This window comes from Bacillus infantis (genome assembly GCF_050107595.1).
GTDB lineage: Bacteria > Bacillota > Bacilli > Bacillales > Cytobacillaceae > Bacillus_AB > Bacillus_AB infantis_C.
In genome coordinates this window covers 32,070-56,313 of sequence record NZ_JBNILH010000014.1, presented here as the reverse complement: position 1 = coordinate 56,313, position 24,244 = coordinate 32,070, and the positions used below count along the sequence as shown (strand labels likewise).

Sequence of the window (24,244 nt, the reverse complement as noted above, 5' to 3'; positions counted from 1 at the left end):
GATGCTACCCCTCTTTCTTCATGATGATTCCGGCCAGGAAGATCCTCCATGCCGATTCTCTCCGTTTGTTGTATTCCTCCTGGCTGTAATAATGCTGTTCAACCAGAAGCCCGTCAATCAGGCAATAAAATGCAGCAGCCATTTCACCGCTTCCGGCCGCCGTGAACATCGACTCTTTTTTACCGTGCTCAAAGAGGCCCTGCAGCATGTCAGTGGAATGCTTTTCATATTCAAAAAATTCTTCTTTCAGCTTTGGGCCGAGATCAGCCGGCGGAAAGAATATCGCCCGTTTAAAAAACTGGATATTCTCATTTTCTTCCCTCAACTCGGTCAGTGCATCAAAAATCGCCTTAATCGTATCAAGAGCATTATCAGAGCTTTGATCTTCCATGGCTTCCTTAATTGTGAGCAGCTCCAAGGAAACCGTATCCCGGAAAACCGACAGGAACAGCTCTTCTTTTGAAGGAAAATGCGCATATAAAGAAGGGGTTTTAATGCCAACCGCCTTGGCGATGGCAGAGAGCGGCGTTCCCTCATATCCTTTTTCAGCAAAAAGCTTTAATGCTGCTTGTTTGATCTGCTGTGAAGTCATCCTTCCTCAGCCTCCCTAACTATCGTTAGTTAGAAGTATAACAAAATGAATCCCTGTATTCAATAGAGAAAATTGTTTCTGCTGCCTTTCCCGCATATCCATTAACCCTCTTTCTATACATGATGGCCTTCTTTTCCTGCCAGTCTTGCATCGATTAGCCTTCTTTCTATACATGACTACTTTCTTCTCTTAACAGTCTTGCATCGATTAACCCTCTTTCTATACATGACTCCCTTCTTTTCCTGCCAGTCATGCATCGATTAACCTTCTTTCTATACATGACTCCCTTCTTTTCTTACCACTCATGCATTGATTAACCTTCTTTCTATACATGACTCCCTTCTTTTCTTAACAGTCTTGCATCGATTAACCTTCTTTCTATATATGACCGCCTTCTTTTCCTGCCAATCATGCATCGATTAACCTTCTTTCTATACATGACTCCCTTCTTTTCTTAACAGTCTTGCATCGATTAACCTTCTTTCTATATATGACCGCCTTCTTTTCCTGCCAATCATGCATCGATTAACCTTCTTTCTATCTATACATGACTACCTTCTTTTCTTACCACTCATGCATTGATTAACCTTCTTTCTATACATGACTACTTTCTTTTCCTATCTGTCATGCATCGATTAACCTTCTTTCTATACATGACTCCCTTCTTTTCCTGCCAGTCTTGCATCGATTAACCTTCTTTCTATACATGACGGCCTTCTTTCCTGCCATTCATGCTTCGATTAGCTTCCTTTCTGTACATGACTTAAATTTCCACTAAAAAAAGCTGAGGGTCCTAGACTCTCAGCTGATTGCCGCCTGTACTTCCCACGCCTCGGCAAGCTCTACTTCACGGGTTTCTATGCCCAGTTTCTCCCCAAGAATGTCCAAGAGCCCTTTGCTAGCGGCCGCCCCATGAACCATATCCTCATCCACCTCATAAAGTACTACGGAAATAGATTGGAAATACCGCTCTTGTGATGATTCGCCTATCAGACTATCATGCAGACTAGACATAAAATAATCGTAGCTGGCCCTGCTCTCCCACAAACCGAAGATAACAGCATCGGCATCCCCTTCCGGTCTGGTCCAGCCGCCGAACTGCCGGATAAAACCGGGGACGTGCTTCAATGGCTCCCATCCCATTTGGGCGATGCTGAACTTTTCCCTGGAACCTGACTCAACTCCGCACCTGATAAATTTCACGAGCATTCAGCCTGGGGCTCCGATATGGGAAAGATCGCCGGCGAGTACAAGCTCGAGCACTCCGTCCCTGTATGTCATATGGGTGAGGCTTGTGCCATGAATGAATGGGGGCTCCCAGATTTCTTTGACTGTCACCTTATTGGCCAGCATGACCGCTGTTTTGATGACAACCGCGTGGGTGACGATCAGGATTTTCCCTGTGCTCCGGCTGTCCCCGAGCTCCTGCAGGAACCCGGCCAGCCTGGTTTTCACATCCAGAAAGGTTTCCCCCTCCGGGTTCTCAAACTTTTCCGCTCGTTCCAGTAATAGCCGTACTGTTCAGGAAAAAGCATTTTTATTTCGCCGCCTGTTTTTCCCTGCCACTGGCCAAGATGGATTTCCATCAGTCTTTCGTCCGTACGGATGGCCGCAGTGCTTCCGGCAAGCTTTTCGGCTGTCTGGATGGTTCGTGAGCTCGGGCTTGAGATGATTTCGTCAAATTGCATCTCCCGCAAATATTCCCCGAGCCTTTCAGCATCCTCCAGCCCCTTTTCAGTCAAATTTGAATCAAGCCTGCCCTGCATCCGCCCGGCTTTATTCCATTCTGTTTCCCCATGCCTTACAAAATATAAATCAAGCAAGTTTCATTCCTCCTCTAGTCGATCTCAAGCTGATGATGAAAGCTTCCCGCTTTAATCTTAATTACTCTCTCAAGCTCCTCAGGATAGGAGGCGATGAAGCAGCAGGAAGGCCCGCCTGATTTTAAGAGGTCCACGCCCTTGCAGGAAACTTTATCTCTAGTGAATTCCCTATTGGAAAAAAGCTGGTTCAGTTCATAACGTATTCCCTTCGAGCCGACAGGCAGTGTACGGATCCCATCCATCCTGCTGATTTCCTTAAATAGAGAAAGCGGTGCGATTGCCTCTTTTTTGCTCAGGACCTCCTCACCGACAAGCGGCAGCCCGATGACAGCCAGCTTCTCCCGGCCTGTGTAATAGGGAGGATCTTCAGGACGGCCTTTCTTTTTTCCGATAACGATCAGTCCGACTGCCGACTGGATGAGATCGAAATTGCTTTCTGTGCTTCCTGTGACAGTCAAGCCTTCAATCCCTGCTTCCTGTGCACCCTTCTCAATGCCCCCGGCAAGCGCATTCCAATGCTCGTCCCCTGTAAAATTGTGCAGGACGGCTGCAAATGGAACACCGCCGGCTGAAAGATTTTCCATGACAGCCGTACGAAAAGCAAAGTAAGCAACCGTTTCATACGGGACCTTTACATGGTCAGCCTCCTTCAGGCCAATGCCGCCGCTGTTGTCGCTGCTAATGACCAGGGTTTCCCCGTTTCCGCCCGGTATGTATAATACGTCCCTCATTCCGGCACATCCCCTTCCCTCAGCCTCTCACCAAGCACCCGGCTGATGCGCGGAACTGCCCAGAAAGCCAGCAAACCATTTAGAAGCGAGCCAACCAGAAGGGAAGGGACGATCGCGATATAAAAACCAGTCCCCATTAAAAAAAGGAACGGGAGCGGTGCTGCAAATGTGTTGCCTGCTGCAAAAATGACGAAAGCCGCCTTCCTCCGGCCGCTTCCCCACAGTTTTCCGTATACCCAAACCAGAACGGCCATTTCAGCTGCAACAAGAAAGTGAAGAGGCCCAAGCGGCATACCGCCGATAAGTGCAGACAGGAGGTGGCCGAGCCCGGCCACCACGCTGCCGGCCCCGCCCCCCAGCAGGGCAGCGGCAGCTAAGGCAGGAAAGGAATCGAGTGCCACACTCCCTATGACCGCCGGAATTTTGACAGCTGCCCCAATGGCTGAAAAAGCTATGAACAAGGCAGCCAGCATCATCTTTTTATTTTTCACAATCAGTTCTCCTTGCGCTTCCCGCCGCGGAAAACCTTCGCGCTCCGAACATATTCCACATCCTTCACTTGAAGGCGGAAATTGATCACCCTTGCCAGTGCGAAGAAATAATCCGAGAGGCGGTTCATATACTGCAGGCAAACTTCAGGAACCTTTTCTTCCGTTTTGATGAGCGTGACGATGAGCCGCTCTGCCCTTCTGGCAACCGTCCTTGCTATATGGATGGAAGCAGACGGCTTCGAACCGCCTGGAAGGATAAAGCGTTCGAGCTCCGGTGCTTCTTCAATGAATTCATCGATCCTGCTTTCCAGGTAATCGATGGCTTCCTGCCCAAGCTTCATTTCCCTTTTAGACGACACATTGGCCAGGTCTCCTCCGCAGTCAAACAGCTCATGCTGAATCTTTTCCAGATCTTCAAGTACATCCTTGAATATCCCTTCATCCAGCTCAGTCATGGCCTGTCCGACAAAGCAGTTCACCTCATCGACTGTGCCGTAGGCCTCAACCCGGACATCATCTTTGTCCACCCGGCCGCCAATGATGCTTGTCTGCCCTTTATCGCCTGTCCTTGTATAAATCCTCATTTTCATTTCCCCTATCTTTTATTTTAATCTCCGGCTGATGCCATACCAGATCAGATCTGCCCTTTCAGCAGCCTCAGCAGCATCCTGGAATATCCACCCGGAGGCATCCCGCCAATCCCGGTCTGCTTTTTCCATAGGTACAATCCCTTTTGTGATATCTGTTCCGATCAGTACCAGTTTTCTTTCCTGCACACCGGCTTCCCAGCGGAGCCAATCATCAAGCCGCTCCTTCCACAAGGCTCTTGCCTGATCCTTATCCATTCTCTTTATATCTTCGCGGATCCACCGTTCGATTCCTTCCATAATGACACAGTCTGTCGCTGCACCAGCACCTTCAGGAAAACAATCGCCCTTGTAGGCACTATGCCAGGAAGCCTTTTCTTCTGCATACTGCCTCTTCACCCAGGCAGCTTTCCCGTTGAAGCTTCCTCCAATAATAAAGTGCATCTTTCATCCCTCCTGAACCCATTGTTTTCCCAGACAAGTGTGATGGCGCCGGCATGCGGGACTTTCCACTCCCAGAATGGCCTTTCCTCTGGCGCAAGCCTGGTCAACAGCTGCCGGATCACCCCGCCGTGCGTGACGACAGCAGCTCTTGTTTCTTTATGCCGGATCAGGCTGGTCCTGATTTTTCCCCAGCCATGCATGACCCTTTCAGAAAACTGCCCATAATCCTCGCCTTCCGGTATCGGGGCAACAAAAGGATCATTGAGCCACGCCTGGTAGGCAGGGGCATTCTTCAGCTCTTCATAGACACTGCCTTCCCATCTGCCAAAATTCATTTCCCGCAGCTCCTTCAGCTCTCGGGCTTCCCCTCCGGGCAAAAGGCTGGCAGTTTCGAGGCAGCGTCCCAGATCGCTTGAAAAAATGAAGGGATACTCCGGGAGTGATTGTGCCCAGGCTTCAAACCGCTTCTTCTCTTCAGGGCACAAAGGAGAATCTGTCCAGCCGAGATAGGCATGCTGCTTGTTTTTTTCTGTCAGGACATGGCGAAATAATGTAACAGCCACAGTACCATCCATAAAAAGCATTCAGCTCCTTCTGCAGATGCACCAAGTACATCCCCTGTAATTCCGCCAAACCATTTAACCGACTTTACAGCAGCAAATGCGAGAAAGCCTGCTGCAGCCAAGAGCAGGATCGCCGCATGGACTGCAAGGCTTATATCCGCCACAGCATACACTAAGAACACCAGCAGCACTGCTGCCGGGTAAAAGGCCAGATCTGAGGAACTGGCAGCTTTTTGAAACAGTGCCCCCAGTCCTTCCGGCTTTGCCGGGCGCACCTGCATCAGGAGGACACCCATGATCTGCTTTCCGAGAAACGGAATCAGGGCAATGAGCCAATATGTCTCCGGCTCCCGCTGCAGCGCTATTTCATATATGAACAGAAAGCGCGCGGCAAGAAGCACAATGACCGAAAGAACACCGAACGCACCTGTACGGGGATCTTTCATGATTTCGAGCCGCTTCTCCCGATCCTGATAAGAGAAGAAGGCATCGCTTGCATCCATCCAGCCGTCCAGGTGGATTCCTCCTGTCAGGATGATCATCGCAAGCCATAGGGCAAATGCCGAGGCAAGCGGCGAAAACGGGGTCCATTCCAGGAACCCATACAGCACCAGGCTGTAAAAGAGTCCCTGAAGAAGCCCGAGGATTGGAAAAGTGATCACGGCCCTTTTCAAATGTGCTTTATCCATCGGAATCTGCATCGGCACCGGAATGCTTGTAAAAAATTGAATGTTGATCAGAAGCCCTTTAATGGTTTTCATGCTTTTTCATATCCTATTATTTCTTTGATTTTGTCCCACTGAAGATGCTGCCTTGCCTCATTGGCGAGTTTCTCAAAACGTTCGTCCTTCATGTCTCCGATCCGTACAGGCTCCTTTTGCGGCAGGCCTTTTTCCTTCCGGATGCTGCCAAGCCATCTGTTTCTGAAGCTGTCGTTATGAAAAACATGGTGCAGATAGGTACCGATTATTGTTCCGCCGCTATAGCCTTCCTCCCGGCCATCTTCCATTAAAAATAAACTCCTGCCTGTATCTATGCCCTTTTTGGCTGTTTGGCCAAGATGAATCTCATATCCTTCAACACTGCCGCTGCCAAACCCTGCAGATGGCATGTACGTACCCTTCACCTGGACGGTTATTTTTTCACTGAAAAAGGTCGTATCAGCCGCAATCAGGCACAGCCCCTTTTCTTTAAAGCCTTTCATACCGCTGTCGGTCCCTTCAGGATCATACAGCTGCTCCCCAAGCATCTGGTAGCCGCCGCATATACCGGCAATCCTGCCGCCTTCCCCAGCAAAACAGGCAATAGAACGGTCCAGGCCGGAAGATTTCAGAAACTGCAGATCATGGATCGTACTCTTTGTCCCGGGGATAATGACGGCATCCGGTTCTCCAAACTCCGCTGCATCCTTCACCCAGCGCACTGACACATCTTCCTCGTAGAAAAAAGGTTCAATATCACTGTAATTCGAAATATACGGCAGCCGGATCACGGCAATATCAATCCTTCCTCCAGCCCTTTTGTAAAAACCGCCCTCGAGGGAAAGGGAATCTTCTCCATCAATCATATGGTTTTCAAGATGGGGAAGAACGCCGAGAACAGGAATCCCTGTCCGCTCCTCCAGCCAGGAGATGCCGTCCGCAAACAAATCCGGGTCGCCCCTGAACTTATTGATGATCAAACCCTTCACCCGCAGCCTCTCTTCAGGCGTGAGCAGCTCAAGGGTGCCGATGATGCTTGCGAACACGCCTCCGCGGTCGATATCCGCTGCCAGGATGACGGGGATATCAGCAAGATCGGCCACCTTCATATTGACCAGCTCCCGATCCTTCAGGTTGAGTTCTACCGGACTCCCGGCACCCTCTGCAACAATGACATCAAAATCGGCTTCAAGCTTCTTCAATGATTCCTGGATCACAGCCAGGCCCTTTTCATAGAAATTCTCACGGTAGCTGCGGCCGGAATAGGTTTGAACAGCCTTTCCGAGCAGGACCACCTCTGAGCTCATATCAGATTTCGGCTTCAGCAGGATCGGGTTCATCCAGACTGTTGCTTCAGTCCTCGCCGCCTCTGCCTGAATGCCCTGTGCCCGGCCGATTTCCCTGCCGTCCGCCGTCGCATAGGAATTATTGGACATATTCTGAGACTTGAACGGCGCCACCCTGAGGCCTTCATTGGACAGCAGCCGGCAGAGAGCAGTAGCGATAAAGCTTTTCCCCACATCTGAAGCCGTTCCCTGTATCATGATGCCTTTCATGGTTTCCTTCCTTTCATAAGAAGCGGGATCCCCGCTTCCACAAGATAGGCCTGGACTGCCATCCCCACAATCCTCTGGTGGAGCTGTCCAAGCAGCCTGGCGTATATATGGGACACACTCCCTGCTTCAATCGGTTCATACTGGACTTCATTGCTGACAATAATTAATGCTCCCGCACTCTCATTCAGGGATTGGATATCAGCAAGGATCCGCTCCTTGACCGCTTCCTGGAATGCCGGACTCTCCCACCTGCTGCCTGTGCCGAATAATTCATTATTCAATAAAGTGGTCAGGCAGTCCAGAAGCAGCACATCCTGCTTTGTAAAAGCGGCAGCCAGCTCCCCTATTCCTGCAGGCTGTTCCCAGGTCCTCCAGCCGCTTCCGCTTTCATCCCGCTGCTTTTGATGCAGCAGGATCCGCTCGGCCATTTCTTCATCCGAGCTCTTCCCTGCCGCAATATAATGAAGACGGCCATTGGAGGCGGCTCGGGTCTCTGCTGTTTTTTCCGCAAAGGTGCTTTTGCCGCTGCGGACGCCGCCTGTGATGAATATCAGTCCTTCTGACCTGTCCATTCGTTGATCGCCTCCATCAGCTTTTGGTTATCTTTTGGCCCTTTGATGGCAAACCGCAGCCAGCGTCCCGATAGCCCATGAAAGTTATAGGTATGGCGGGGGACAAACCCTTTTTCAAGCAAAAAGTAAAACAGCTTTTCCTGATCACCAAGGTCCGGGTCACGGAGAAGATAGAAATTGGTTTTCGATTCGGACACGAGCAAGCCTTTATTCTTGTAAAAGCTAAAGAGCCTTCTTCTTTCTTTTTCCATATAAATCTGTGTTTCCTCTATGTATAGATCTTCATCCAGGCAAATCAGCCCTGCCTGCTGGGCAGCGGAGTTGATGCTCCAATGGTATTGAAAGCGGGCCATCCCCCTGATCAGCTCAGGGTCTGCCAGTGCATAGCCCAGCCGCAGGCCCGGGATGCTGAACATCTTCGTCATGCTCCGGAGCAGGATGAGGTTCCTGTATTCTGAAAGCAGCGGCACGAGAGGTTCATATTCCGGTAGAAAGTCATAAAATGCCTCATCTACGATGACGAGCGTTTCAGGGCATCCCTCTAATAATGAAATGATATCTTCACGGCCATAGTATCTGCCTGTCGGGTTGGCAGGATTGCAGAGAAACAGGGCATCAGCTATTTTGGCGTCTTCGCAGAGCCTCTTTGCATCAAGCTCCCAGCCCCCCTCATCCAGCTGAAAATAGCTGATTTCGCAATCATTCACCTCACAGGCCTGTTCATATTCAGAGAAAGCCGGCTGAACGATGATGACTTTTTTTCCGGCCAGAAGCCTCGCTGCAAGGCTAATCAGCTCAGAGGCACCGTTCCCGGCCAGTACATATTCCTTCCCGACACCTTCCTTTTGGGCAAGCCTTGCAGTCAGGTCTGCAGCAAAAGGATCAGGGTAAACCGGCAGATTCTCGAAAAATTGATGCCAGCCTGCCTTTAACCGTTCAGGCGGCCCCATAGGATTGATATTGGCACTATAGTCCAGCAGCTCCGATGGCTCCCCCAGCCCAAGTGCCTTAAATAAATGCTGCGGATTGGATCCATGTGACGGCCAATTCAAAGAGCATTCCCCCCAGCCATAAGAATAATAGAAATAATAAAGATGTCCTTTTCATAATCTCAATGACGGACAATATATGGCCTTTTTCCAGGATAACAATAGGGTCACCCATTCTTGCCCTGTCAGAAACGATCCCTTTATAGTAATTGATGCCCCCGAGCTGGACGCCCATCAAGGCTGCAGCTGCTGCTTCTCCCCAGCCGCTGTTCGGGCTCGGATGCTTCCTGCTGTCCCGGAGGAGAATGTCCCATGCTTCCTTAAAGCTGGAATGCTCCGGCTTTTTCCCAAGCAGCATCAGGAGGCCGGTCAGCCGGGCAGGAATGAAGTTCAGCAGATCATCGAGCCGGGCAGAGGCCCAGCCAAATTCAAGATATTTTTCATTCTTGTAGCCTGCCATGGAGTCGCAGGTATTGGCTGCACGGTACAGGAGAGCCAAAGGTGCTCCGCCGATAAGCGCCCAAAATAGAGGGGCAGTTATCCCGTCACTCGTATTTTCTGCAACCGTTTCCACCGTCCCTCTCACAATTTCCGGCTCTTCCAGCTTTTCTGTATCACGCCCGACAATATAGGAAAGCTTCAGGCGTGCTTCAGATATGTTTTCTCTATGAAGCGGATTATAGACCTCGAGCGCCGCTTGCTTCAGGCTTTTTTGTGCAATTGTGGTGGAAATGAGGATAGCTTCGATTATGATTCCTGCCAGCGGATGGATGTGATAGCCGGTGTATGTAATGGCACTTGCAGCAAGGAATACAGCACCAAGGACAGTCAGGACCATGATTACCCCTTTCACCTTCCGCTTTCCGCCGCGGTTCCATTTTTTATCCAAAAATAGAATAAATGACCCGATCCACCGGACTGGATGGGGCCATTTAGGCGGATCTCCAATAAGCAGATCCAGCAGAAACGCAAGGGTAAGGGCAGCCAGATGAAAAACAATCATGATGACACCCTCTTCCGGTATTTATGGAGCGCTTCAGCTGTACAGTCATATACTGCTCTGCTGATCAGCTTGCCAAGCGGTGTAATCGTTCCTGCGAACTCCAGCTTTTCCCCTGACTGGGCAGCAGCAATCAGGATGCTGTCTGTGCTTGTGCCTGTCGCCAGGGTGCCTGACACCTTATCCTCAATATGATGGTCATGAAGCACCTTTACCTTTGTTTCTGTGGCTGTCATGATGCTTTGAATGAAGGCTTCCTCCGTCAGGTTTCCGTTGATGAAGATCCATGTGTTGATCGTGCCTGGAGAAAATTCAAAGCTGTGCAGGCCGCTGCGGGAAGCGTCAACAGCATTCCCTGTTCCCGCGGTGACAACTGCGAGGAGAGAAAAGCCATCGGACTCATAGAGCCTATAGCTAGCGTCGGCCACCTGGACAGCTGTCATCATGCCGACCGTCTCGCCTGGCTCATAGCCGTTTTCCCGCAAATATTCTTTCATTTCTGCCCGGTGGTCGCTGCAGTCATAATGGTTCGGCACCTGGCGGTTAACAAACAGCCTGTGCCAGCCGACCCCTGCTCCTGCCACCCCGGAGGACATCGTCCGGAGCGGGAAAGGAGATTTCACAAGCACATGGTCTTTGTATACCTGGACATCTTCTTCGCCAATAGCGGCCGGTTCAGCACTCGGATCCCCTGGCAGGATCGCCATCTGCGGGGCAGGGACAGCAGGATGGGCATGCTTCATAATATCCGTCTGATAGACTGTGCGGATCCGGTCTTCGCGGAGCACCTCATTCGGGACATCTGCCGCGACTACCTTCCCGTTTTCCATTAAAAGCAGCCTGTCGCAATACAGTGCTGCAAGGTTCAGATCATGGAAAATGGAAACAACAGTCATCCCGCATTCCTTCGCCCATGTCCGCAGCAGGTCAAGCAGCTCTTTCTGGAAAGACAGATCAAGATGGTTGGTCGGCTCGTCCAGAAGCAGGATCTCAGGCTCCTGGGCCAGCGCCTGGGCAAGGAATACCCGCTGCCTCTCCCCGCCGGACAGCTCGTGGATATAATGATCCTTGAACTCTGCGACCCGGGTCTGTTCCATCACGCGCTGGACGGTCTTTTCATCCTCTTCAGACCAGGTCTGGAACCATCCCTTCTGATGGGCATATCTGCCTAAAGAAACCGTTTCTTTGACTGTATAAGAAAAAGACTGTGATGAATGCTGCGGCAGCACCGCAATGACCTTTGCCAGCTCTTTCACAGAGAACTCCGTCAAAGGCCTGCCTTTGACAGAAATGCTCCCGCTCTTGTAGGAGAGGATGCCGCTCAGCATTTTTAAGAGAGTTGTCTTTCCGCTTCCATTTGGGCCCAGGATGCCGAACAGCTCCCCTTTTTCTACTGAAAAACTGACCTCTTTAATAATGCTTTCGTCTGCGTAGCCGCCGGTCAATCCTTGTATGCTCAGCATCAGACCGCCCTCCTATTTCTTCTTTTCAGCAAAATGAGTGCAAACACAGGCGCTCCGATGATGCTCGTAATGACGCCGATCGGCAGCTCTGTCGGCGAGATGACCGTCCGTGCGACCAGGTCGGCAAGAATCAGGAAGCCTGCGCCGGTCATCATCGACAAAGGCAGCAGATGGATATGGTCTGGCCCCCACAGCCGCCTTGTCAGATGCGGTATTACGAGGCCGACAAAGCCGATGGTGCCTGACACTGCGACGGCTGCGCCTGTTAAAATGGAACCCGCCACAAGGACCATCATTTTTCTTCTCTGCACATTTACACCCAGATGCTGGGCCCGTTCTTCTCCAAATGACATAGCATTCAGCTCTTTCGCATTCATCATTAACAGAAGGCTTCCTATTATGAAAAACGGCAGGATAATGCGGATATAGGCCCATCCCCTCATCGAAACGCTCCCCATGATCCAGCCGATGATCTGCCTGAGCTCTTCGCCAGTCAGGGCAATCATAAGCGAAATGAGCGCGCCCAGAAAGGAGCTGACAATGATCCCTGTCAGGATGATGGTCTCCACCTTCATGGCCCTGTCAATCCTTCTTGCAAAAAACAGCACGGCAAATATGGTTAAGAATGAAAATACCATACTGAGAATAGGAAGCGTAAACAGTCCGGCAAACGGGATAGATATTTGAAAAAACAGCACCAGCACAGCACCCACAGACGCACCGGATGAAACACCCAGCGTATAAGGATCTGCAAGCGGATTACGCAGCAGGCCCTGGAAGGCTGCCCCCGCAATAGCAAGGGAAGCTCCTACAAGCCCGGCAAGAATGACCCGAGGCAGGCGGATATTCATCACGATATTGCTGTGCATCGGGTCAACCGAGGCATCAAGCTGAATCGGCAGAAGCTTAGATCCAACTATATTAATGATAGAAGGAATCGGCACAGAGACTGTACCGATTGAAATCCCCACCAGCATGCACAGGACAAGGAAAGCGGCTGCAAGCACATAGGCTGACAGCTTATTTTTACTTAAATACGTCCGGATAGACAGCTTTGGCAAATTCCTCTACTCCTTCAGCAAGCCTTGGGCCGGAGCGGCTTACTGTATCTGAATCCACACTGAACACCTGCTTGTTTTTAACGGCATTTACATCTTGCCAGCCTTCACGGGCAAGCACCTCTGCAACGGCATCTTCATTCCGGTAGCCGGAAGTAGTAATGATTACGTCCGGATTTGCCTTGATGATCGCTTCAGGATCTACCTTTGGCCAGCCTTCTTCTTTTACAATATTCTCTGCATTAATCATCGTAAGCATTTCATCCATGAATGTATTTTTCCCAGGCGAATAAATCTCCGGCGCTGGAGACACCTCTACAAACACTTTCTTCTTTTCTGTTACAGCAGCAGCTTTTTCTTTGATTGCCTCTATCTTCTCTTTCATGCCGGCAATCACTTCTTCTGCTTCTTCCTTGGCGCCTGAAGCGGTTCCGATCATCTCGATCGATTCATATACCTGTTCAAAGCTCTGGGCATCATTGACAACCAGCACAGCGATGCCTGAATCTTTCAGCTGCTGCAATCCTGCTGTTGAATTATACGCGCTTGAAGCGTGTGCAAGAACCAGGTCCGGGCCAAGGGAGATGATTTTTTCAACATTGAATTCCATTGCGCCGATCTTTTCTTTATCTGCTGTTTCTTCCGGATAATTATCATAATCAGATACCCCAACAACTTCTTCTCCCAAACCGAGTGCAAACGCAGTTTCCGTGTTGCTTGGGATCAGGGAAACAATCTTCTCCGGCTTTTCTTCAATGACAACTTCTTCACCGGCGGCATCTGTGATTGTAACCGGAAATTCAGCCTTTTCTGTTTCTGTCTCTGTCTGTTCAGTGCTGCTGCCATTGTCCTTTTCAGGCTCTGCCCCTGAATCGCCGCAGCCTGACAGAATACCCGCTGCCAAAAGCATGCTGAATAATAATGAATAAAGCTTTTTCATGGTAAATCCCCCTGTAGAATAAGTGTCGTAAAATTCATGCTGCAAAGATCTTATGCCCAAAACGGGACCAGCATCCTTCGGAACCAAAAAAAGCATCCCCAATAAACATGGAGATGCTTTGCACGGCGTGCGCAGATTCAAAATAAAAGATTCCAAAAGGCTGCCGTACACCTCCCTATCCTCGTAGGTTTATGGGTGCATAAGAATCAGGCAGGTCTCCTGGCTCATGGTCAATGCTTGCTGCGCCTTCCCATACATCCTGTACAGTGGCTTCTGCAGCTTGCTCCCATTTACAGTGGCGGGACCGCGTTGGAATGGCACCAACTTCCCTTTTAAGTCTTTCAAAGAAAAACACCTGTTTCTGCATATGTATGAAATTTTCCGCTATCGCCATTATACACTATTTTTTCTTGAAAACTAGCAGAAAAGGGCCTTCCGGAAGAAGACCAGGCGGGCCCTTTTTGCTAGACGGTCGGCCTGCTGCTTCTTGCCGGCCGCCTGCTCTTCAATCCTGCCATCGAGACAGCGGCAGCGCCAAGCGCGAAGAGGATGAAGACTCCTCCTGCCGAAGCGTTCCACTCGACTGAAGCCTGTTCAATTACTATGCCCCCGATCAGAGACCCAAAGGCAATCCCAAAGTGCAGAGCTGAGTTATTCAAGCTTTGCTGGATATCCGATGTTTCCGGCGAAGACTCTATCAAATAGCTTTGCAATGCCGGTGTAATTGCCCAGCTCAGCATGCTCCAGATAATCATGACCGCAATGAAAAGCGGAAGGGAAAAAGCAGTATGCGGAATTGAAAACAGTGCAGCCGCAAACAGTATGATAATGGCCAGGATTGTCGGTTTTGTCCCGAAGCGGTCGGCAAGATATCCGCCTGCACCGCCGCCGGCGACCGCTGCAATGCCGAACAGCAGATACATGATGCTTACCCAGTTTCCGTCCATGCCGAGTACTGTTTTGAGAAAAGGTGTCAAATATCCATACAGCGTCAGGTGCCCTGCTAAGAATAAGAACGATGCCAGCTGGGCGAATAAAATCTTCCGGTTCTTCAGGGCAGCGAACATCTGCCTGATGGATATGGCAGCTTTCGGTTCAATACGGTCCATGAAAAAGTACACCCCTGCTATCGACAAACAAGTCAGGACTGCAATCAGCAGGAACGGCGCCCTCCAGCCAAATTCATTTCCAAGCATAAGCCCCGCAGGGATCCCAAGAACAAGGGAAGCGCTCACACCCATAAACACAATGCCGATCGCCCGCGCACGGTATTTTTCCTGCACGATATTCGATGCAATCGTGATGCACAGCACAACAAGCAAAGATCCGCTTGCCGCGGATATGACCCTTGCGAGAAAAAGAATACTATAACTGGGACTCAGGAAAGCCAGGATATTTCCTGCCAGGAAAACGAGCAAGGCCATGAGCGTCAGCTTCTTCCTTTCCACAGCTCCGGTCGCTGTCAGCAGAATCGGGGCTGCGACAGCATATACAATCGAGAAGACACTGATCAAAAGTCCGGCCTTTCCGATGCTGACATGAAGATCGGCCGCAACCAGATCAATGATCCCTCCTATAATAAGCTCGACCATCCCCACTACAAAGGAAACGATCGTCAAAAGATACACACGTTTATCCATTTTATACACCTCTCAATTAGTTACCACCACAATGGTAACTTTTTATAGAGCGTGGTGCAAGTGTTATTTTTCCCAGTGCGATTTGGCGGAAAAGATATGCTATTATTAAGGAAAACTGACTCAGGAGTCCAATTATGCTGCAGCAATTCGGATTTACCCAATATGAAAGCCAAATTTATCAGGCGCTTATTTCCGCGGACCAGCCGCTGGATGCCACAGGAATCGTCAAGCTCTCTGCCGTCCCCCGCTCAAAGGTATATGAAGTGCTTCACCGCCTGGCTGAGAAGGGAATCATCCTTGAAACGACGGTAGAAAAAAAGCGTTTGTACACCGCTCTTCCCGTAGAATCGGTGATCAGCAGGCTGAAAGCAGATTTCGAAACCAGCGTCCAGGAGCTGCGGGAGGCAGCCGTCAAAAAACCTGTCGCGGATGACCGGGTGTGGACCTTGAAGGATAATCACTCCATCCTCTCCCTGCTGGAGGAAATGCTCGGCAGGGCGGAAAGAACAATCATCATCTCTGCCTGGGGTGATGATCTGCAGAAGTACACGGAGGTGCTTGAACAAAAGCATGAAGATGGCGTCAACATCCATGTCCACTCTATCGGAAATATCGAAACAAGCCTTCCGTCCGTCTCGGTCCTCATTCCGGACAAGCATCACGAAACACTCGAAAGAAGCAGGATTGCCATCATCGACGAAGAAGAAATGCTGTTCGCCGGCATGGAAGCCGGCAAATGGAATGCCATTACGACCCGTTCAAGGCCGCTCGTGAAATTCTTTGCTGAGTTCTTCTATCATGATGTCGCCCTTACCGAAATTACACAGAAATATAAAGATACGATCATGGAGGATAAAGCGATCCGGGATGTTCTTTTGAATTTGCGTTATTAAGGCAAGGCGGGGCGGAATGCCGGAGCGGGTATTTTCGGTTAACGGGGGGATTTGAGGTGCAGAAGAGTGAACGGACACTGGCACCCTCTATTTAGCTAAGGCTCTTTTAGAGGGTCTTAGTCGGGCTCAATAGCACCCTCTGTTTCACAAAAACTCCTCTAGAGGGCCTTAGTCGCGCTCACTAGCACCCTCTGTTTTGATAAAACTCCTCTAGAGGGTCTTAGTCAGGCTCACTAGCACCCTCTGTTTTGATAAAACTCTTCTAGAGGGCCTTAGTCGGGCTTACTGGCACCCTCTGTTTCACAAAAACTCTTTTAGAGGGTCTTATTCTGCTCACTGGCACCCTCTATTCATCAAAAAAGATTCCACCAAAAAACAAAAGCCCGGCACTTCTGCCGGGCTTTCCTCATCTCGCATACAGCTTCCACTCTCGTGTTTTTTTATCAAAAACGAGTTTGGCTTCGCATTTTTCTTTTGCGATGCTTTCGTATTCTTCGTACATGTCGTCCATATTGGCAAAATCGCCGATCACCCAGATGGGGATCTCAATCCGCGTACGGTTTTGATCGGTCTGTTTGATGGAGATAACCGCACCTTCTCTCATCATATCCTTCATGTAGGAAATCGCCTCTTGCGGCACCGGCGGGAAGGAACCTTTCTTCCGCAGGCCGAGGAGTGATTTTTCCGGCTTGATTTCGCTCAGCTTTTCGGGAATCAGCTGGCTCAGCAGGCGGTAAAAATCAGCCATGTCCCGGTAATAGGTCTTGTTATACCAGCCGTCATCATGGGCCAGATAAACAAAGCGGTTGCCAAGATAGTTATAAAATGGCGCTTTCAGGTGCTCCTTTAGATGTCCCAGATACAATAGTTCTGCAATGGTCTGGCCTGGAAGCTCGTTCAGCCCATCAAGCTCCTCGAAATCGATCCAGCAGAAATCCCCATAATTATAGACTTCATCAGAAAGCAGCTTATTCATCTTTTCATACGGAACATACTCCAGGAGCGTATGCCGGTTGAATTCCCCATCATCAAATCCGTGCTTCAGCAGCAGGATATTTGCCATTACATCTGACAGTGAACGGGCAAACTCCTCAAATTCAATGCCGTATGAAAGAACATAATTTTCCTGTTCATTTAAGTGGACATATATGAGATCACGCGAGCTGTTATGATTCTTTTTCAATAGCAGAACCTCCGAATAAAAATAAAAAAGATGATTTCTGAGCCGATGGAGCGCGGGGCTGAACAGTTGTCGAAGTTTTTAAGCATCTTCTGATCTATAAAAGTGCACAGCCTTTCTTCACGCTTCAGCTGCCATGCCCGTCCGGATACAATATCCCTATTTTAGCAAAAAACATTGAAAATTTCTTAGTTTTAATAAAAATATAAATCAGTGGTCTTTTTCCAATTTATGGTGGACTGTACAATGCAAGAATAACGGTACTCTCTCATTTGCCAATAAAGCATCAGCAGATAGAGCAGAAAAGCCGAATCATCATAAATACTCTATTTAAGTTGAAAAATTCCCCTTTTAAGGAAACAATATACCTGCCGAAAACGTCTATACTATTAAACACTTTACTTGTTCAAAAAATGAAACCGGACTTTCGCCAGAATCCACTTGCCCCCCTGCAGAAGGGCGGCTTATATAAACAATGGCCAAACTGAAATGAAACAGGGTGTATTTTATAATGGATCGTTCACTTAAGCCTTCCGACCGCTTTGACTGGACGCTGAGCTTTCTGCTGATGTTATTTGCCATAGTCAGCTGTACAGCGATTTACAGTGCTCAAACCTTGCAGCAATATGATAAAAATTTCTTGCTTATGCAGATCTTCTGGTATGGTGTCGGCACTTTCATCGCTGGTGTGACCATGTATTTCGACAGCGACCAGTTCAGGAAGCTTTCCTGGATTCTTTATGCTTTCGGCATCCTCCTGCTTGTGGCGCTTGCCCTCGCTCCAGGCACAATTGCCCCCGAAATTAAAGGAGCAAAAAGCTGGTTTGTCATCCCCCATGTCGGTTCGATACAGCCATCCGAATTTGTTAAGGTATTCCTGATCATGGCGCTCAGCAAGATGATCGCCTCTCACCACGAGAAATTCATCCAGAAAACACTGAAGACCGATTTTTATCTTTTGATCAAGATTGGCGCTGTGACCGCTTTGCCGCTCGGCCTCATCCTTGTCGAGGATTTGGGGACCGCCCTCGTCATCATTGCCATCATGCTCGGGATCATCTTTGTTTCCGGGATCTCATGGAAGATTCTGCTGCCCATTTACAGCGCAGGCATCGGTTTTGCCGCCAGTGTCCTTTACCTGGTCATTTGGGCACCAAGTATCATCGAGAAATATCTTAAGGTCGACCCTTACCAGTTTGACCGGATCTATTCGTGGCTCGATCCTGAGAGCTATAGGCAGTCTGCCGGCCTCCAGCTCCTGCGCTCGCTCCAGGCGATTGGCTCCGGCCTTATTACCGGAAAAGGAGTCGGCGACAGGCAGGTCAATATTCCTGATAATCATTCCGATTTCATCTTCAGCGTTATCGGAGAGGAATATGGGTTCCTTGGAGCAAGCGTCGTCATCAGCCTTTTTTTCCTCTTAATCTATCATTTAACCAAGACGGCCATGGAAACCAAGGATCCCTATAATACTTATATTTGTACAGGGATCATCAGTATGATCACCTTTCATGTGTTCCAGAACATCGGCATGACCATACAGCTGCTGCCGATCACAGGGATACCGCTTCCCTTCATCAGCTATGGCGGAAGCTCGCTGATGGGAAATATGTTTGCGATGGGCTTGATCTTCAGCATCCGCTTCCATCATAAAACCTATATGTTTTCATCCGATTCACAATAATCTTGCAATTTTTATACAATAGGATATAATACGTGTAATATTCAACGCAGCGATATAGTCAATCAATGATGAAGAGAGTAGTAAAGGGCCGTCCCCTGAAGCGATGCAGGGATGGTGAAAGCCTGCAGGGACCCTTTTATGAAGCGCACTTCGGAGATGCCGGGCCGAAAGTCAAAGTAGGTCCTGCCGGGGCAATCCCCCGTTATCATGTCAAGAGGTCCTATGGACAATCAGAGTGGCACCGCGGGTATAACAGGCTCGTCTCTTTTATAAGAGGCGGGCTTTTTTGTGTTCAATTAAATCAACAAGAAGGAGAAAGATCCCATGATCAAACTGAAAGCAATCTTTACTGAAGCGCTTTGGGAACTGTTTGAAGACCGGCTTACAGCTGCTGAGCTTGCCGGCTTGATTGAAGTGCCAAAGAATACGGCGCACGGCGACCTGGCATTTCCCTGCTTCACCCTTGCCAAAAAAATGAAGCAGGCCCCGGCAGTAATCGCTGCTGAAGCCGCCGGAAAGCTGCAGCACAGCCTCATTGACCAGGCAGAAGCACACGGCCCGTACCTGAATATTTTCTTCTCGAAGGAGAAAGTTGGCTTGGAGATCCTGCAGTCCCTTCTTGAAGCCGGCTCCCTATACGGCAATAGCAGCGCAGGCACAGGAAAGACTATCACTATTGATTTCTCAGCCCCCAATATTGCCAAGCCGTTTTCAATGGGCCATCTGCGTTCAACAGTCATCGGAAACAGCATCAGCCTGATTGCTGAAAAATGCGGCTATGAAGTCATCAGGATCAACCATCTCGGCGATTGGGGAACCCAATTCGGCAAGCTGATTACCGCCTATAAGAAATGGGGCAGTCCCGGCACTGTAAAAGAAAAGCCGATTGCCGAGCTGTTTAAGCTTTACATCCGTTTCCATGAGGAGGCAGAGAAAGATCCTGGCCTCGAAGACGAAGCGCGCCGCTGGTTCAGGGAGCTTGAACAGGGTAATGAAGAGGCTATTGCGCTATGGAGCTGGTTCAGGGAGGAATCATTGAAAGAGTTCAACCGGATATATGATCTTTTGGGCATCTCTTTTGATTCCTATTACGGAGAGGCCTTTTATAACGATAAAATGGATAAAGCCGTAGAGCTCCTCCAGTCCCAAAATCTCCTCATCCAATCCCATGGAGCAGAGGTGGTTCCCTTGGAAGAATACGGCCTCCCTCCCTGCCTGATCAAGAAATCGGATGGAGCCACCCTGTATGCAACCCGCGACCTGGCAGCTGCGATTTTCCGGCAGGAAACTTATCACTTTTCCGAAAGCCTGTATATCGTCGGCCAGGAGCAGTCAGTTCACTTCAGGCAGCTGAAGCTGGTTCTGAATAAGCTTGGCTTCCAGTGGGCAGATGATATGCATCATATTCCTTTCGGCCTTTACCTGAAAGACGGAAAGAAAATGTCGACGCGAAAAGGAAGAGTCGTCCTGCTCGAAGATGTTTTGAAAGAAGCGGTCGATCTGGCCTATCAAAATATCTGCCGTAAAAATCCTTCGCATGACCAGAAGGAAGAAACTGCTGCCGCTGTCGGCATCGGCGCTGTCCTTTTTCACGATTTAAAAAACGACCGCCTCAACCATATCGAATTCTCATTAGACGAGATGCTCACCTTTGAAGGTGAAACCGGCCCTTATATCCAGTACACAAATGCCAGGGCACACTCCATCCTTCAAAAGGCCGGGACAGCCGGCAAAATGGAGCATGGGCTCAGCGATCCATACAGCTGGGACCTGCTCAAGCAGCTCAGCCTTTTTCCCGGGAAGATTGAAGAAGCCCAAAAGCATTATTCGCCTTCAGTGATCGCCAAATATATCATCAATGTGGCCCAAAGCTTTAATAAATATTATGGGCAGATCCGGATACTGGATGATACGCCGGGGCTTGAGACAAGACTAAGCCTTGTCCGGGCTGCTTCTCTTGTCATGGAGGAAGGACTGAGGCTGCTTGGGATTGCGGCGCCAAAGAAAATGTAAAAAAGAGGAGGGCAAAACGCCCTCCCCCCTCCCGCTTTTATGCTTCTGCTTCCTTCTTCCTGATGATCTTCGACAGGGACAGGAAAAAGAAATAAGCAATAAATAGGCTTAGCAGGATAATTCCGATCAGATTGTGATGGACCAGCTTGAAAACGACGCTTAGGAGAGTCGCGATATACAACCCTGAAAGCAGCAGGCTGATGTCCTTATTTTTATAAAAATTGGTCAGCCATGCGCCAGCCTGTGATCCGACAAGGCCGCCGGCAACTAGCAGGATGGCAGTCAGATAGCTGATCTCCACAGCAGATGCATACGACAGGAATCCAGTGCTTACAATCAGCAGGACAGCAAACAGGCTTGTCCCTACTGCCTTTCTCGGCTGCAGTCCCAGGAAAGCAATCGACAGGGGAACCATGATAAATCCTCCCCCAACACCTAAAGCTGCCGAAACAAAACCGCCTGAAAATCCAATCAGCAGCATTCGCGCAAGGGATGGTTTGCCCTCATGGGACTGTTCATTCGACTTTTTGCCCTGACGAAACATGGTGAACGCGAAATAGGAAAGCAAAACAATATAGCATGCCGGTATAACGGTTGCATCAAGCCCCTTTTCACTCAGTAACAGCACCAGCGGTTTGGCGGCCTGGGTGGCAAGCATACCGCTCACCCCAAGTATTGCCCCTTCCTTCCATAGTATATTTTTCAGACGGAAATGGGCGCCGATCCCTGACAAAGAAGTGCCAATCGAGAAAAAAAGACTGGTAGCAATCGCTTCAAGGGGGCCAAACCCGATCAATAGCAGTACAGGCGTCAGGATGAATCCTCCTCCTACTCCGAAGAAGCCGGACAGGACGCTGATCACTCCGCCCAGCAATAAGAAAAGTAAATATTCCATATAAAAACTCCTTTGGTTATCTCTATACCCATTGTAACTGATTTCATCACCCTCTGCCCTTTACCTTGTATTACAATGTACATTGAAGTACAATGTATACAAATGAACCTGGGGGTACACTTCGTGGATAAAGAACTTTTAAAAGGAAGCATTGATATACTTTTATTATCCCTTCTTTCTGAAAAAGACAGCTATGGATATGAAATGACAAAGGAAATCCGCAAAAAAAGCGATGAAGCATACAGCATGAATGAAGGAACTCTGTATCCGGCTCTCAAGCGGCTGGAAGCAAAAGGTTTTATCACCTCTTACTGGCATCAGGAACTTGAAGCCAGCAGGAGGAAGTATTATAGCATTACCGAAGACGGCCGCAAAGAATTGCACAAAAAGCTCAAAAACTGGAACAAAATCAGCGATTTAATCCACAAATTTTCGGAGGGCTACTCATGAAGAATATCGGCCAATATATTGATCATATCGTTGATGATCTGCCAATGGAAAATGCTGAACGGGAAGAGCTGAGGCTGGAAATGACTTCCCATCTTGAAGAGCATGCCAAAGAGCTGATGGCCTTCGGCTGGTCCGAAGAGGATGCAGCCGGGGAAGCAATCAGATGCTTCGGGAATGAGAAAAGAATCAGCTCAGAGCTGAAGAAAGCCGTTTTTCCTTTTTATAAAATTGTCAGGTTCCTCTTCAGCACGATTTTTTTGACGGCTGCCCTTCATCTCCTATCATACGAGGCTATGGTGTATTATAATCCGCAGTATGAATTCGGCCTGGAACCCGGCTACCTTTTTACCACTTATATGCTTGTGTTCTTCCTTGCAGGGATCGCAGAGGTATTGTATGAAGCTGTGTCACAGGCTTATAAAGTGAAGTGGCTGCAGAGCCCCTGGGTGGTCATCCTCGTCCCGGCTGCTTTTATCTCGGGTTTGACATCGCTTGACTGGTTCAAGCAGCCTGAAAGATACCAGAACGGGCTCTGGCTTGACCTTTTCGCCATCCTTATCGGGGCATTTATCTATCTTCTTGCCAGGCAGCTGTATACCCTATTATTCTTATCCGGAAAAAGACAAATCGGATCAGCCGGCCAGCGATAAAGCCCCCCTTGCCTTTTATGAAAATTAATGTAATTATCGGACTCCTGCATGACTTGGCAGACAGTAAATGATATACTTCTCCTGTGCTGTCCTTCAGCTCTGTACAAGGGGCTTGAGGATATTTAACGAAGCTGCTAAAGGAGATCCGTTATGTCAGAACTGATTCACACGATTGAAGAATGGCTTATGGAGTATGGTATCTTTGGATTGTTTTTTGTATCCTTTGCCGACTCATCCTTCTTCCCTATCCCTCCGGATGTACTATTAATCCCAATGGGCATTTCCAATCCGGACCGCGTCATCTGGTATGCGTTCATTACAACCGTGGCATCCGTCCTGGGCGCCATTCTCGGATGGATCATTGGAAAAAAACTGGGCCGCCCTGTTTTGCGGTTCATCATCTCTGAAGAAAGAATCCAGAAAGTCGAGAACTATTTCAATAAATACGGGCCAGTAGCCATCCTTATCGCAGGCTTTACCCCAATTCCTTATAAAGTGTTTACCATCTTCGCCGGCATTACAACAGTGCGGCTCCGGACCCTTATCATCTGGTCCATCATAGGCAGAGGCGCCCGCTTCTTTCTTGAAGCTGCCCTTATTATGGTGCTTGGCGCCCAGGCGCGGCCATTCATTGAAGAGAACTTCGGGATGCTTACACTCATAGGCGGAGCCCTGATCGTCATCGTGTATATCATCTATCTGGTTATGCGCAAAAAGAAAAAAACTGTCTGATCGAAAACGGCCCTTGAATGGCCGTTTTTTTATAATCAATACTTATTTATAATAATTATAAATAAGTATTGATTATAAATTAATATTTGATATAATATAACTACAGACAAAACGAGGAGGAATATTTATGACTTTAACAAACAGCCTGAATAAACAAATTGCCAACTGGAGCGTCCTTTACACAAAACTGCACCGTTTTCACTGGTTTGTAAAAGGACCTGCATTTTTCACCCTGCACGGGAAATTTGAAGAGCTTTACAATGAAGCGGCAGCGAATGTGGATACAATCGCGGAACGGGCATTGGCAGCAGGAAGCAGGCCAATTGCCACAATGAGCGAGTTCCTTGAACATGCGTCTATCAAGGATAACGGCAGTGAAGAAACAGCAGAAGAAATGGTCGCTGCCCTTATATCAGACTACAGCACGATCAGCACAGAACTAAAAGAATTGGCAGGACTCGCTGAGGAAGAAAACGACCCGGTCACAGAAGACCTTGCTATCGGACTGATTGAAGATCTGGAAAAGAAAATCTGGATGCTGAAAGCTTTCATAGCATAATTAAAGAGCCCGGCGGCTCTTTTTTTGTATACTCCAAT

The 24,244-nt window shown here is 48.9% G+C and carries 25 protein-coding genes, 1 pseudogene, 1 riboswitch and 1 other annotated feature; of the genes and pseudogenes, 7 read left to right on the top strand and 19 right to left on the bottom strand.

Going from position 1 to position 24,244, the window contains the following annotated elements:
• Window positions 1-4: 4 nt before the first annotated feature.
• The 17 genes and pseudogenes from ACQCVH_RS22860 to ACQCVH_RS22780 form a co-directional block, all read right to left on the bottom strand.
• A complete protein-coding gene (locus ACQCVH_RS22860; protein ID WP_426837902.1) occupies window positions 5-592 on the bottom strand; it encodes a TetR/AcrR family transcriptional regulator in 588 nt (195 codons plus the stop codon).
• Between the two features lie 801 nt (window positions 593-1,393).
• Entirely contained in the window at window positions 1,394-1,801 is a 408-nt protein-coding gene (locus ACQCVH_RS22855) for a YdbC family protein (RefSeq protein ID WP_426837901.1), read from the bottom strand.
• Window positions 1,802-2,358, bottom strand: a pseudogene (locus ACQCVH_RS22850) (histidine phosphatase family protein).
• Window positions 2,359-2,429: 71 nt separating this feature from the next.
• Window positions 2,430-3,146, bottom strand: a complete 717-nt coding sequence (locus ACQCVH_RS22845; RefSeq protein WP_426837900.1) for an ATP-binding protein — start codon at window positions 3,144-3,146, stop codon at window positions 2,430-2,432.
• A complete protein-coding gene (locus tag ACQCVH_RS22840) occupies window positions 3,143-3,637 on the bottom strand; it encodes an ECF transporter S component (protein WP_426837898.1) in 495 nt (164 codons plus the stop codon). Before ACQCVH_RS22840 ends, ACQCVH_RS22845 begins: the two co-directional genes overlap by 4 nt.
• Before the next feature lie 2 nt (window positions 3,638-3,639).
• On the bottom strand, window positions 3,640-4,221 hold the full coding sequence (locus ACQCVH_RS22835; RefSeq protein ID WP_426837897.1) for a cob(I)yrinic acid a,c-diamide adenosyltransferase: 582 nt from the start codon (window positions 4,219-4,221) through the stop codon (window positions 3,640-3,642).
• Between the two features lie 18 nt (window positions 4,222-4,239).
• On the bottom strand, window positions 4,240-4,668 hold the full coding sequence (locus ACQCVH_RS22830) for a bifunctional adenosylcobinamide kinase/adenosylcobinamide-phosphate guanylyltransferase (RefSeq protein ID WP_426837896.1): 429 nt from the start codon (window positions 4,666-4,668) through the stop codon (window positions 4,240-4,242).
• Window positions 4,620-5,252 carry a histidine phosphatase family protein gene (locus tag ACQCVH_RS22825; RefSeq protein WP_426837894.1) on the bottom strand — a complete coding sequence of 211 codons (633 nt, stop codon included), beginning with the start codon at window positions 5,250-5,252 and terminating at the stop codon, window positions 4,620-4,622. Before ACQCVH_RS22825 ends, ACQCVH_RS22830 begins: the two co-directional genes overlap by 49 nt.
• Entirely contained in the window at window positions 5,201-5,992 is a 792-nt protein-coding gene (gene cobS / locus ACQCVH_RS22820) for an adenosylcobinamide-GDP ribazoletransferase (protein WP_426837893.1), read from the bottom strand. The genes ACQCVH_RS22825 and cobS overlap by 52 nt, the downstream gene beginning before the upstream one ends.
• Window positions 5,989-7,488 (bottom strand): cobyric acid synthase, encoded by a 1,500-nt coding sequence (locus tag ACQCVH_RS22815; protein ID WP_426837892.1) that lies wholly within the window; start codon window positions 7,486-7,488, stop codon window positions 5,989-5,991. The genes cobS and ACQCVH_RS22815 overlap by 4 nt, the downstream gene beginning before the upstream one ends.
• Entirely contained in the window at window positions 7,485-8,060 is a 576-nt protein-coding gene (locus ACQCVH_RS22810; RefSeq protein ID WP_426837890.1) for a bifunctional adenosylcobinamide kinase/adenosylcobinamide-phosphate guanylyltransferase, read from the bottom strand. Before ACQCVH_RS22810 ends, ACQCVH_RS22815 begins: the two co-directional genes overlap by 4 nt.
• Entirely contained in the window at window positions 8,039-9,112 is a 1,074-nt protein-coding gene (locus ACQCVH_RS22805; protein ID WP_426837889.1) for a pyridoxal phosphate-dependent aminotransferase, read from the bottom strand. The genes ACQCVH_RS22810 and ACQCVH_RS22805 overlap by 22 nt, the downstream gene beginning before the upstream one ends.
• Window positions 9,069-10,052 carry an adenosylcobinamide-phosphate synthase CbiB gene (gene cbiB / locus ACQCVH_RS22800; protein WP_426837888.1) on the bottom strand — a complete coding sequence of 328 codons (984 nt, stop codon included), beginning with the start codon at window positions 10,050-10,052 and terminating at the stop codon, window positions 9,069-9,071. Before cbiB ends, ACQCVH_RS22805 begins: the two co-directional genes overlap by 44 nt.
• The gene (locus ACQCVH_RS22795) at window positions 10,049-11,512 is read right to left on the bottom strand and encodes a heme ABC transporter ATP-binding protein (protein ID WP_426837887.1); all 1,464 of its coding nucleotides are present in this window, start codon (window positions 11,510-11,512) and stop codon (window positions 10,049-10,051) included. The genes cbiB and ACQCVH_RS22795 overlap by 4 nt, the downstream gene beginning before the upstream one ends.
• Window positions 11,512-12,573, bottom strand: a complete 1,062-nt coding sequence (locus tag ACQCVH_RS22790; protein ID WP_426837885.1) for a FecCD family ABC transporter permease — start codon at window positions 12,571-12,573, stop codon at window positions 11,512-11,514. The genes ACQCVH_RS22795 and ACQCVH_RS22790 overlap by 1 nt, the downstream gene beginning before the upstream one ends.
• A complete protein-coding gene (locus ACQCVH_RS22785; protein WP_426837884.1) occupies window positions 12,539-13,510 on the bottom strand; it encodes an ABC transporter substrate-binding protein in 972 nt (323 codons plus the stop codon). Before ACQCVH_RS22785 ends, ACQCVH_RS22790 begins: the two co-directional genes overlap by 35 nt.
• Window positions 13,511-13,702: 192 nt before the next feature.
• A riboswitch (cobalamin riboswitch) is annotated at window positions 13,703-13,884 on the bottom strand.
• 90 nt (window positions 13,885-13,974) lie between these two features.
• Window positions 13,975-15,150, bottom strand: a complete 1,176-nt coding sequence (locus tag ACQCVH_RS22780) for an MFS transporter (RefSeq protein WP_426837883.1) — start codon at window positions 15,148-15,150, stop codon at window positions 13,975-13,977.
• A gap of 134 nt (window positions 15,151-15,284) precedes the next feature.
• On the opposite strand from ACQCVH_RS22780, the gene ACQCVH_RS22775 reads away from it, so the two are divergent.
• Window positions 15,285-16,043, top strand: coding sequence for a TrmB family transcriptional regulator (locus tag ACQCVH_RS22775; RefSeq protein ID WP_426837882.1), 759 nt, complete (start codon window positions 15,285-15,287; stop codon window positions 16,041-16,043).
• 406 nt (window positions 16,044-16,449) lie between these two features.
• Here ACQCVH_RS22775 and ACQCVH_RS22770 read toward each other — a convergent pair whose 3' ends face one another.
• Entirely contained in the window at window positions 16,450-17,226 is a 777-nt protein-coding gene (locus ACQCVH_RS22770) for a hypothetical protein (protein WP_426837881.1), read from the bottom strand.
• A gap of 508 nt (window positions 17,227-17,734) precedes the next feature.
• Between ACQCVH_RS22770 and ACQCVH_RS22765 the strand changes: the two genes are divergently transcribed.
• Entirely contained in the window at window positions 17,735-18,907 is a 1,173-nt protein-coding gene (locus ACQCVH_RS22765; RefSeq protein WP_426837880.1) for an FtsW/RodA/SpoVE family cell cycle protein, read from the top strand.
• A 56-nt stretch (window positions 18,908-18,963) separates the two neighbouring features.
• Window positions 18,964-19,176 (top strand) — a binding site (T-box leader).
• Between the two features lie 58 nt (window positions 19,177-19,234).
• Entirely contained in the window at window positions 19,235-20,920 is a 1,686-nt protein-coding gene (gene argS / locus ACQCVH_RS22760) for an arginine--tRNA ligase (protein ID WP_426837929.1), read from the top strand.
• Window positions 20,921-20,957: 37 nt separating this feature from the next.
• On the opposite strand, the gene ACQCVH_RS22755 is transcribed toward argS, so the two are convergent.
• Window positions 20,958-21,815, bottom strand: coding sequence for a sulfite exporter TauE/SafE family protein (locus ACQCVH_RS22755; RefSeq protein WP_426837879.1), 858 nt, complete (start codon window positions 21,813-21,815; stop codon window positions 20,958-20,960).
• A gap of 123 nt (window positions 21,816-21,938) precedes the next feature.
• Here ACQCVH_RS22755 and ACQCVH_RS22750 point away from each other — a divergent pair, with 123 nt between their 5' ends.
• The 4 genes from ACQCVH_RS22750 to ACQCVH_RS22735 all read left to right on the top strand — a co-directional run bounded on the left by ACQCVH_RS22750 (window position 21,939) and on the right by ACQCVH_RS22735 (window position 24,206).
• Window positions 21,939-22,265, top strand: coding sequence for a PadR family transcriptional regulator (locus ACQCVH_RS22750; RefSeq protein ID WP_426837878.1), 327 nt, complete (start codon window positions 21,939-21,941; stop codon window positions 22,263-22,265).
• A complete protein-coding gene (locus ACQCVH_RS22745) occupies window positions 22,262-22,915 on the top strand; it encodes a permease prefix domain 1-containing protein (protein ID WP_426837877.1) in 654 nt (217 codons plus the stop codon). Before ACQCVH_RS22750 ends, ACQCVH_RS22745 begins: the two co-directional genes overlap by 4 nt.
• Window positions 22,916-23,065: 150 nt before the next feature.
• Window positions 23,066-23,647: a YqaA family protein gene (locus tag ACQCVH_RS22740; RefSeq protein WP_426837876.1), complete on the top strand. Its 582-nt coding sequence runs from the start codon at window positions 23,066-23,068 to the stop codon at window positions 23,645-23,647.
• Window positions 23,648-23,774: 127 nt separating this feature from the next.
• Entirely contained in the window at window positions 23,775-24,206 is a 432-nt protein-coding gene (locus ACQCVH_RS22735) for a Dps family protein (protein WP_426837874.1), read from the top strand.
• The last annotated feature ends 38 nt before the right edge of the window (window positions 24,207-24,244 follow it).

What these genes read in the sequence shown, in the direction of transcription:
- ACQCVH_RS22755 (WP_426837879.1), bottom strand. Translation starts at nt 21,815, where the DNA reads ATGGAATATTTACTTTTCTTATTGCTGGGCGGAGTGATCAGCGTCCTG.
- ACQCVH_RS22775 (WP_426837882.1), top strand. Translation starts at nt 15,285, where the DNA reads ATGCTGCAGCAATTCGGATTTACCCAATATGAAAGCCAAATTTATCAG.
- ACQCVH_RS22780 (WP_426837883.1), bottom strand. Translation starts at nt 15,150, where the DNA reads ATGGATAAACGTGTGTATCTTTTGACGATCGTTTCCTTTGTAGTGGGG.
- ACQCVH_RS22860 (WP_426837902.1), bottom strand. Translation starts at nt 592, where the DNA reads ATGACTTCACAGCAGATCAAACAAGCAGCATTAAAGCTTTTTGCTGAA.
- ACQCVH_RS22845 (WP_426837900.1), bottom strand. Translation starts at nt 3,146, where the DNA reads ATGAGGGACGTATTATACATACCGGGCGGAAACGGGGAAACCCTGGTC.
- ACQCVH_RS22745 (WP_426837877.1), top strand. Translation starts at nt 22,262, where the DNA reads ATGAAGAATATCGGCCAATATATTGATCATATCGTTGATGATCTGCCA.
- ACQCVH_RS22795 (WP_426837887.1), bottom strand. Translation starts at nt 11,512, where the DNA reads ATGCTGAGCATACAAGGATTGACCGGCGGCTACGCAGACGAAAGCATT.
- cobS (WP_426837893.1), bottom strand. Translation starts at nt 5,992, where the DNA reads ATGAAAACCATTAAAGGGCTTCTGATCAACATTCAATTTTTTACAAGC.
- ACQCVH_RS22785 (WP_426837884.1), bottom strand. Translation starts at nt 13,510, where the DNA reads ATGAAAAAGCTTTATTCATTATTATTCAGCATGCTTTTGGCAGCGGGT.
- cbiB (WP_426837888.1), bottom strand. Translation starts at nt 10,052, where the DNA reads ATGATTGTTTTTCATCTGGCTGCCCTTACCCTTGCGTTTCTGCTGGAT.
- ACQCVH_RS22835 (WP_426837897.1), bottom strand. Translation starts at nt 4,221, where the DNA reads ATGAGGATTTATACAAGGACAGGCGATAAAGGGCAGACAAGCATCATT.
- ACQCVH_RS22740 (WP_426837876.1), top strand. Translation starts at nt 23,066, where the DNA reads ATGTCAGAACTGATTCACACGATTGAAGAATGGCTTATGGAGTATGGT.
- ACQCVH_RS22815 (WP_426837892.1), bottom strand. Translation starts at nt 7,488, where the DNA reads ATGAAAGGCATCATGATACAGGGAACGGCTTCAGATGTGGGGAAAAGC.
- ACQCVH_RS22855 (WP_426837901.1), bottom strand. Translation starts at nt 1,801, where the DNA reads ATGCTCGTGAAATTTATCAGGTGCGGAGTTGAGTCAGGTTCCAGGGAA.
- ACQCVH_RS22830 (WP_426837896.1), bottom strand. Translation starts at nt 4,668, where the DNA reads ATGCACTTTATTATTGGAGGAAGCTTCAACGGGAAAGCTGCCTGGGTG.
- ACQCVH_RS22765 (WP_426837880.1), top strand. Translation starts at nt 17,735, where the DNA reads ATGGATCGTTCACTTAAGCCTTCCGACCGCTTTGACTGGACGCTGAGC.
- ACQCVH_RS22735 (WP_426837874.1), top strand. Translation starts at nt 23,775, where the DNA reads ATGACTTTAACAAACAGCCTGAATAAACAAATTGCCAACTGGAGCGTC.
- ACQCVH_RS22810 (WP_426837890.1), bottom strand. Translation starts at nt 8,060, where the DNA reads ATGGACAGGTCAGAAGGACTGATATTCATCACAGGCGGCGTCCGCAGC.
- ACQCVH_RS22825 (WP_426837894.1), bottom strand. Translation starts at nt 5,252, where the DNA reads ATGCTTTTTATGGATGGTACTGTGGCTGTTACATTATTTCGCCATGTC.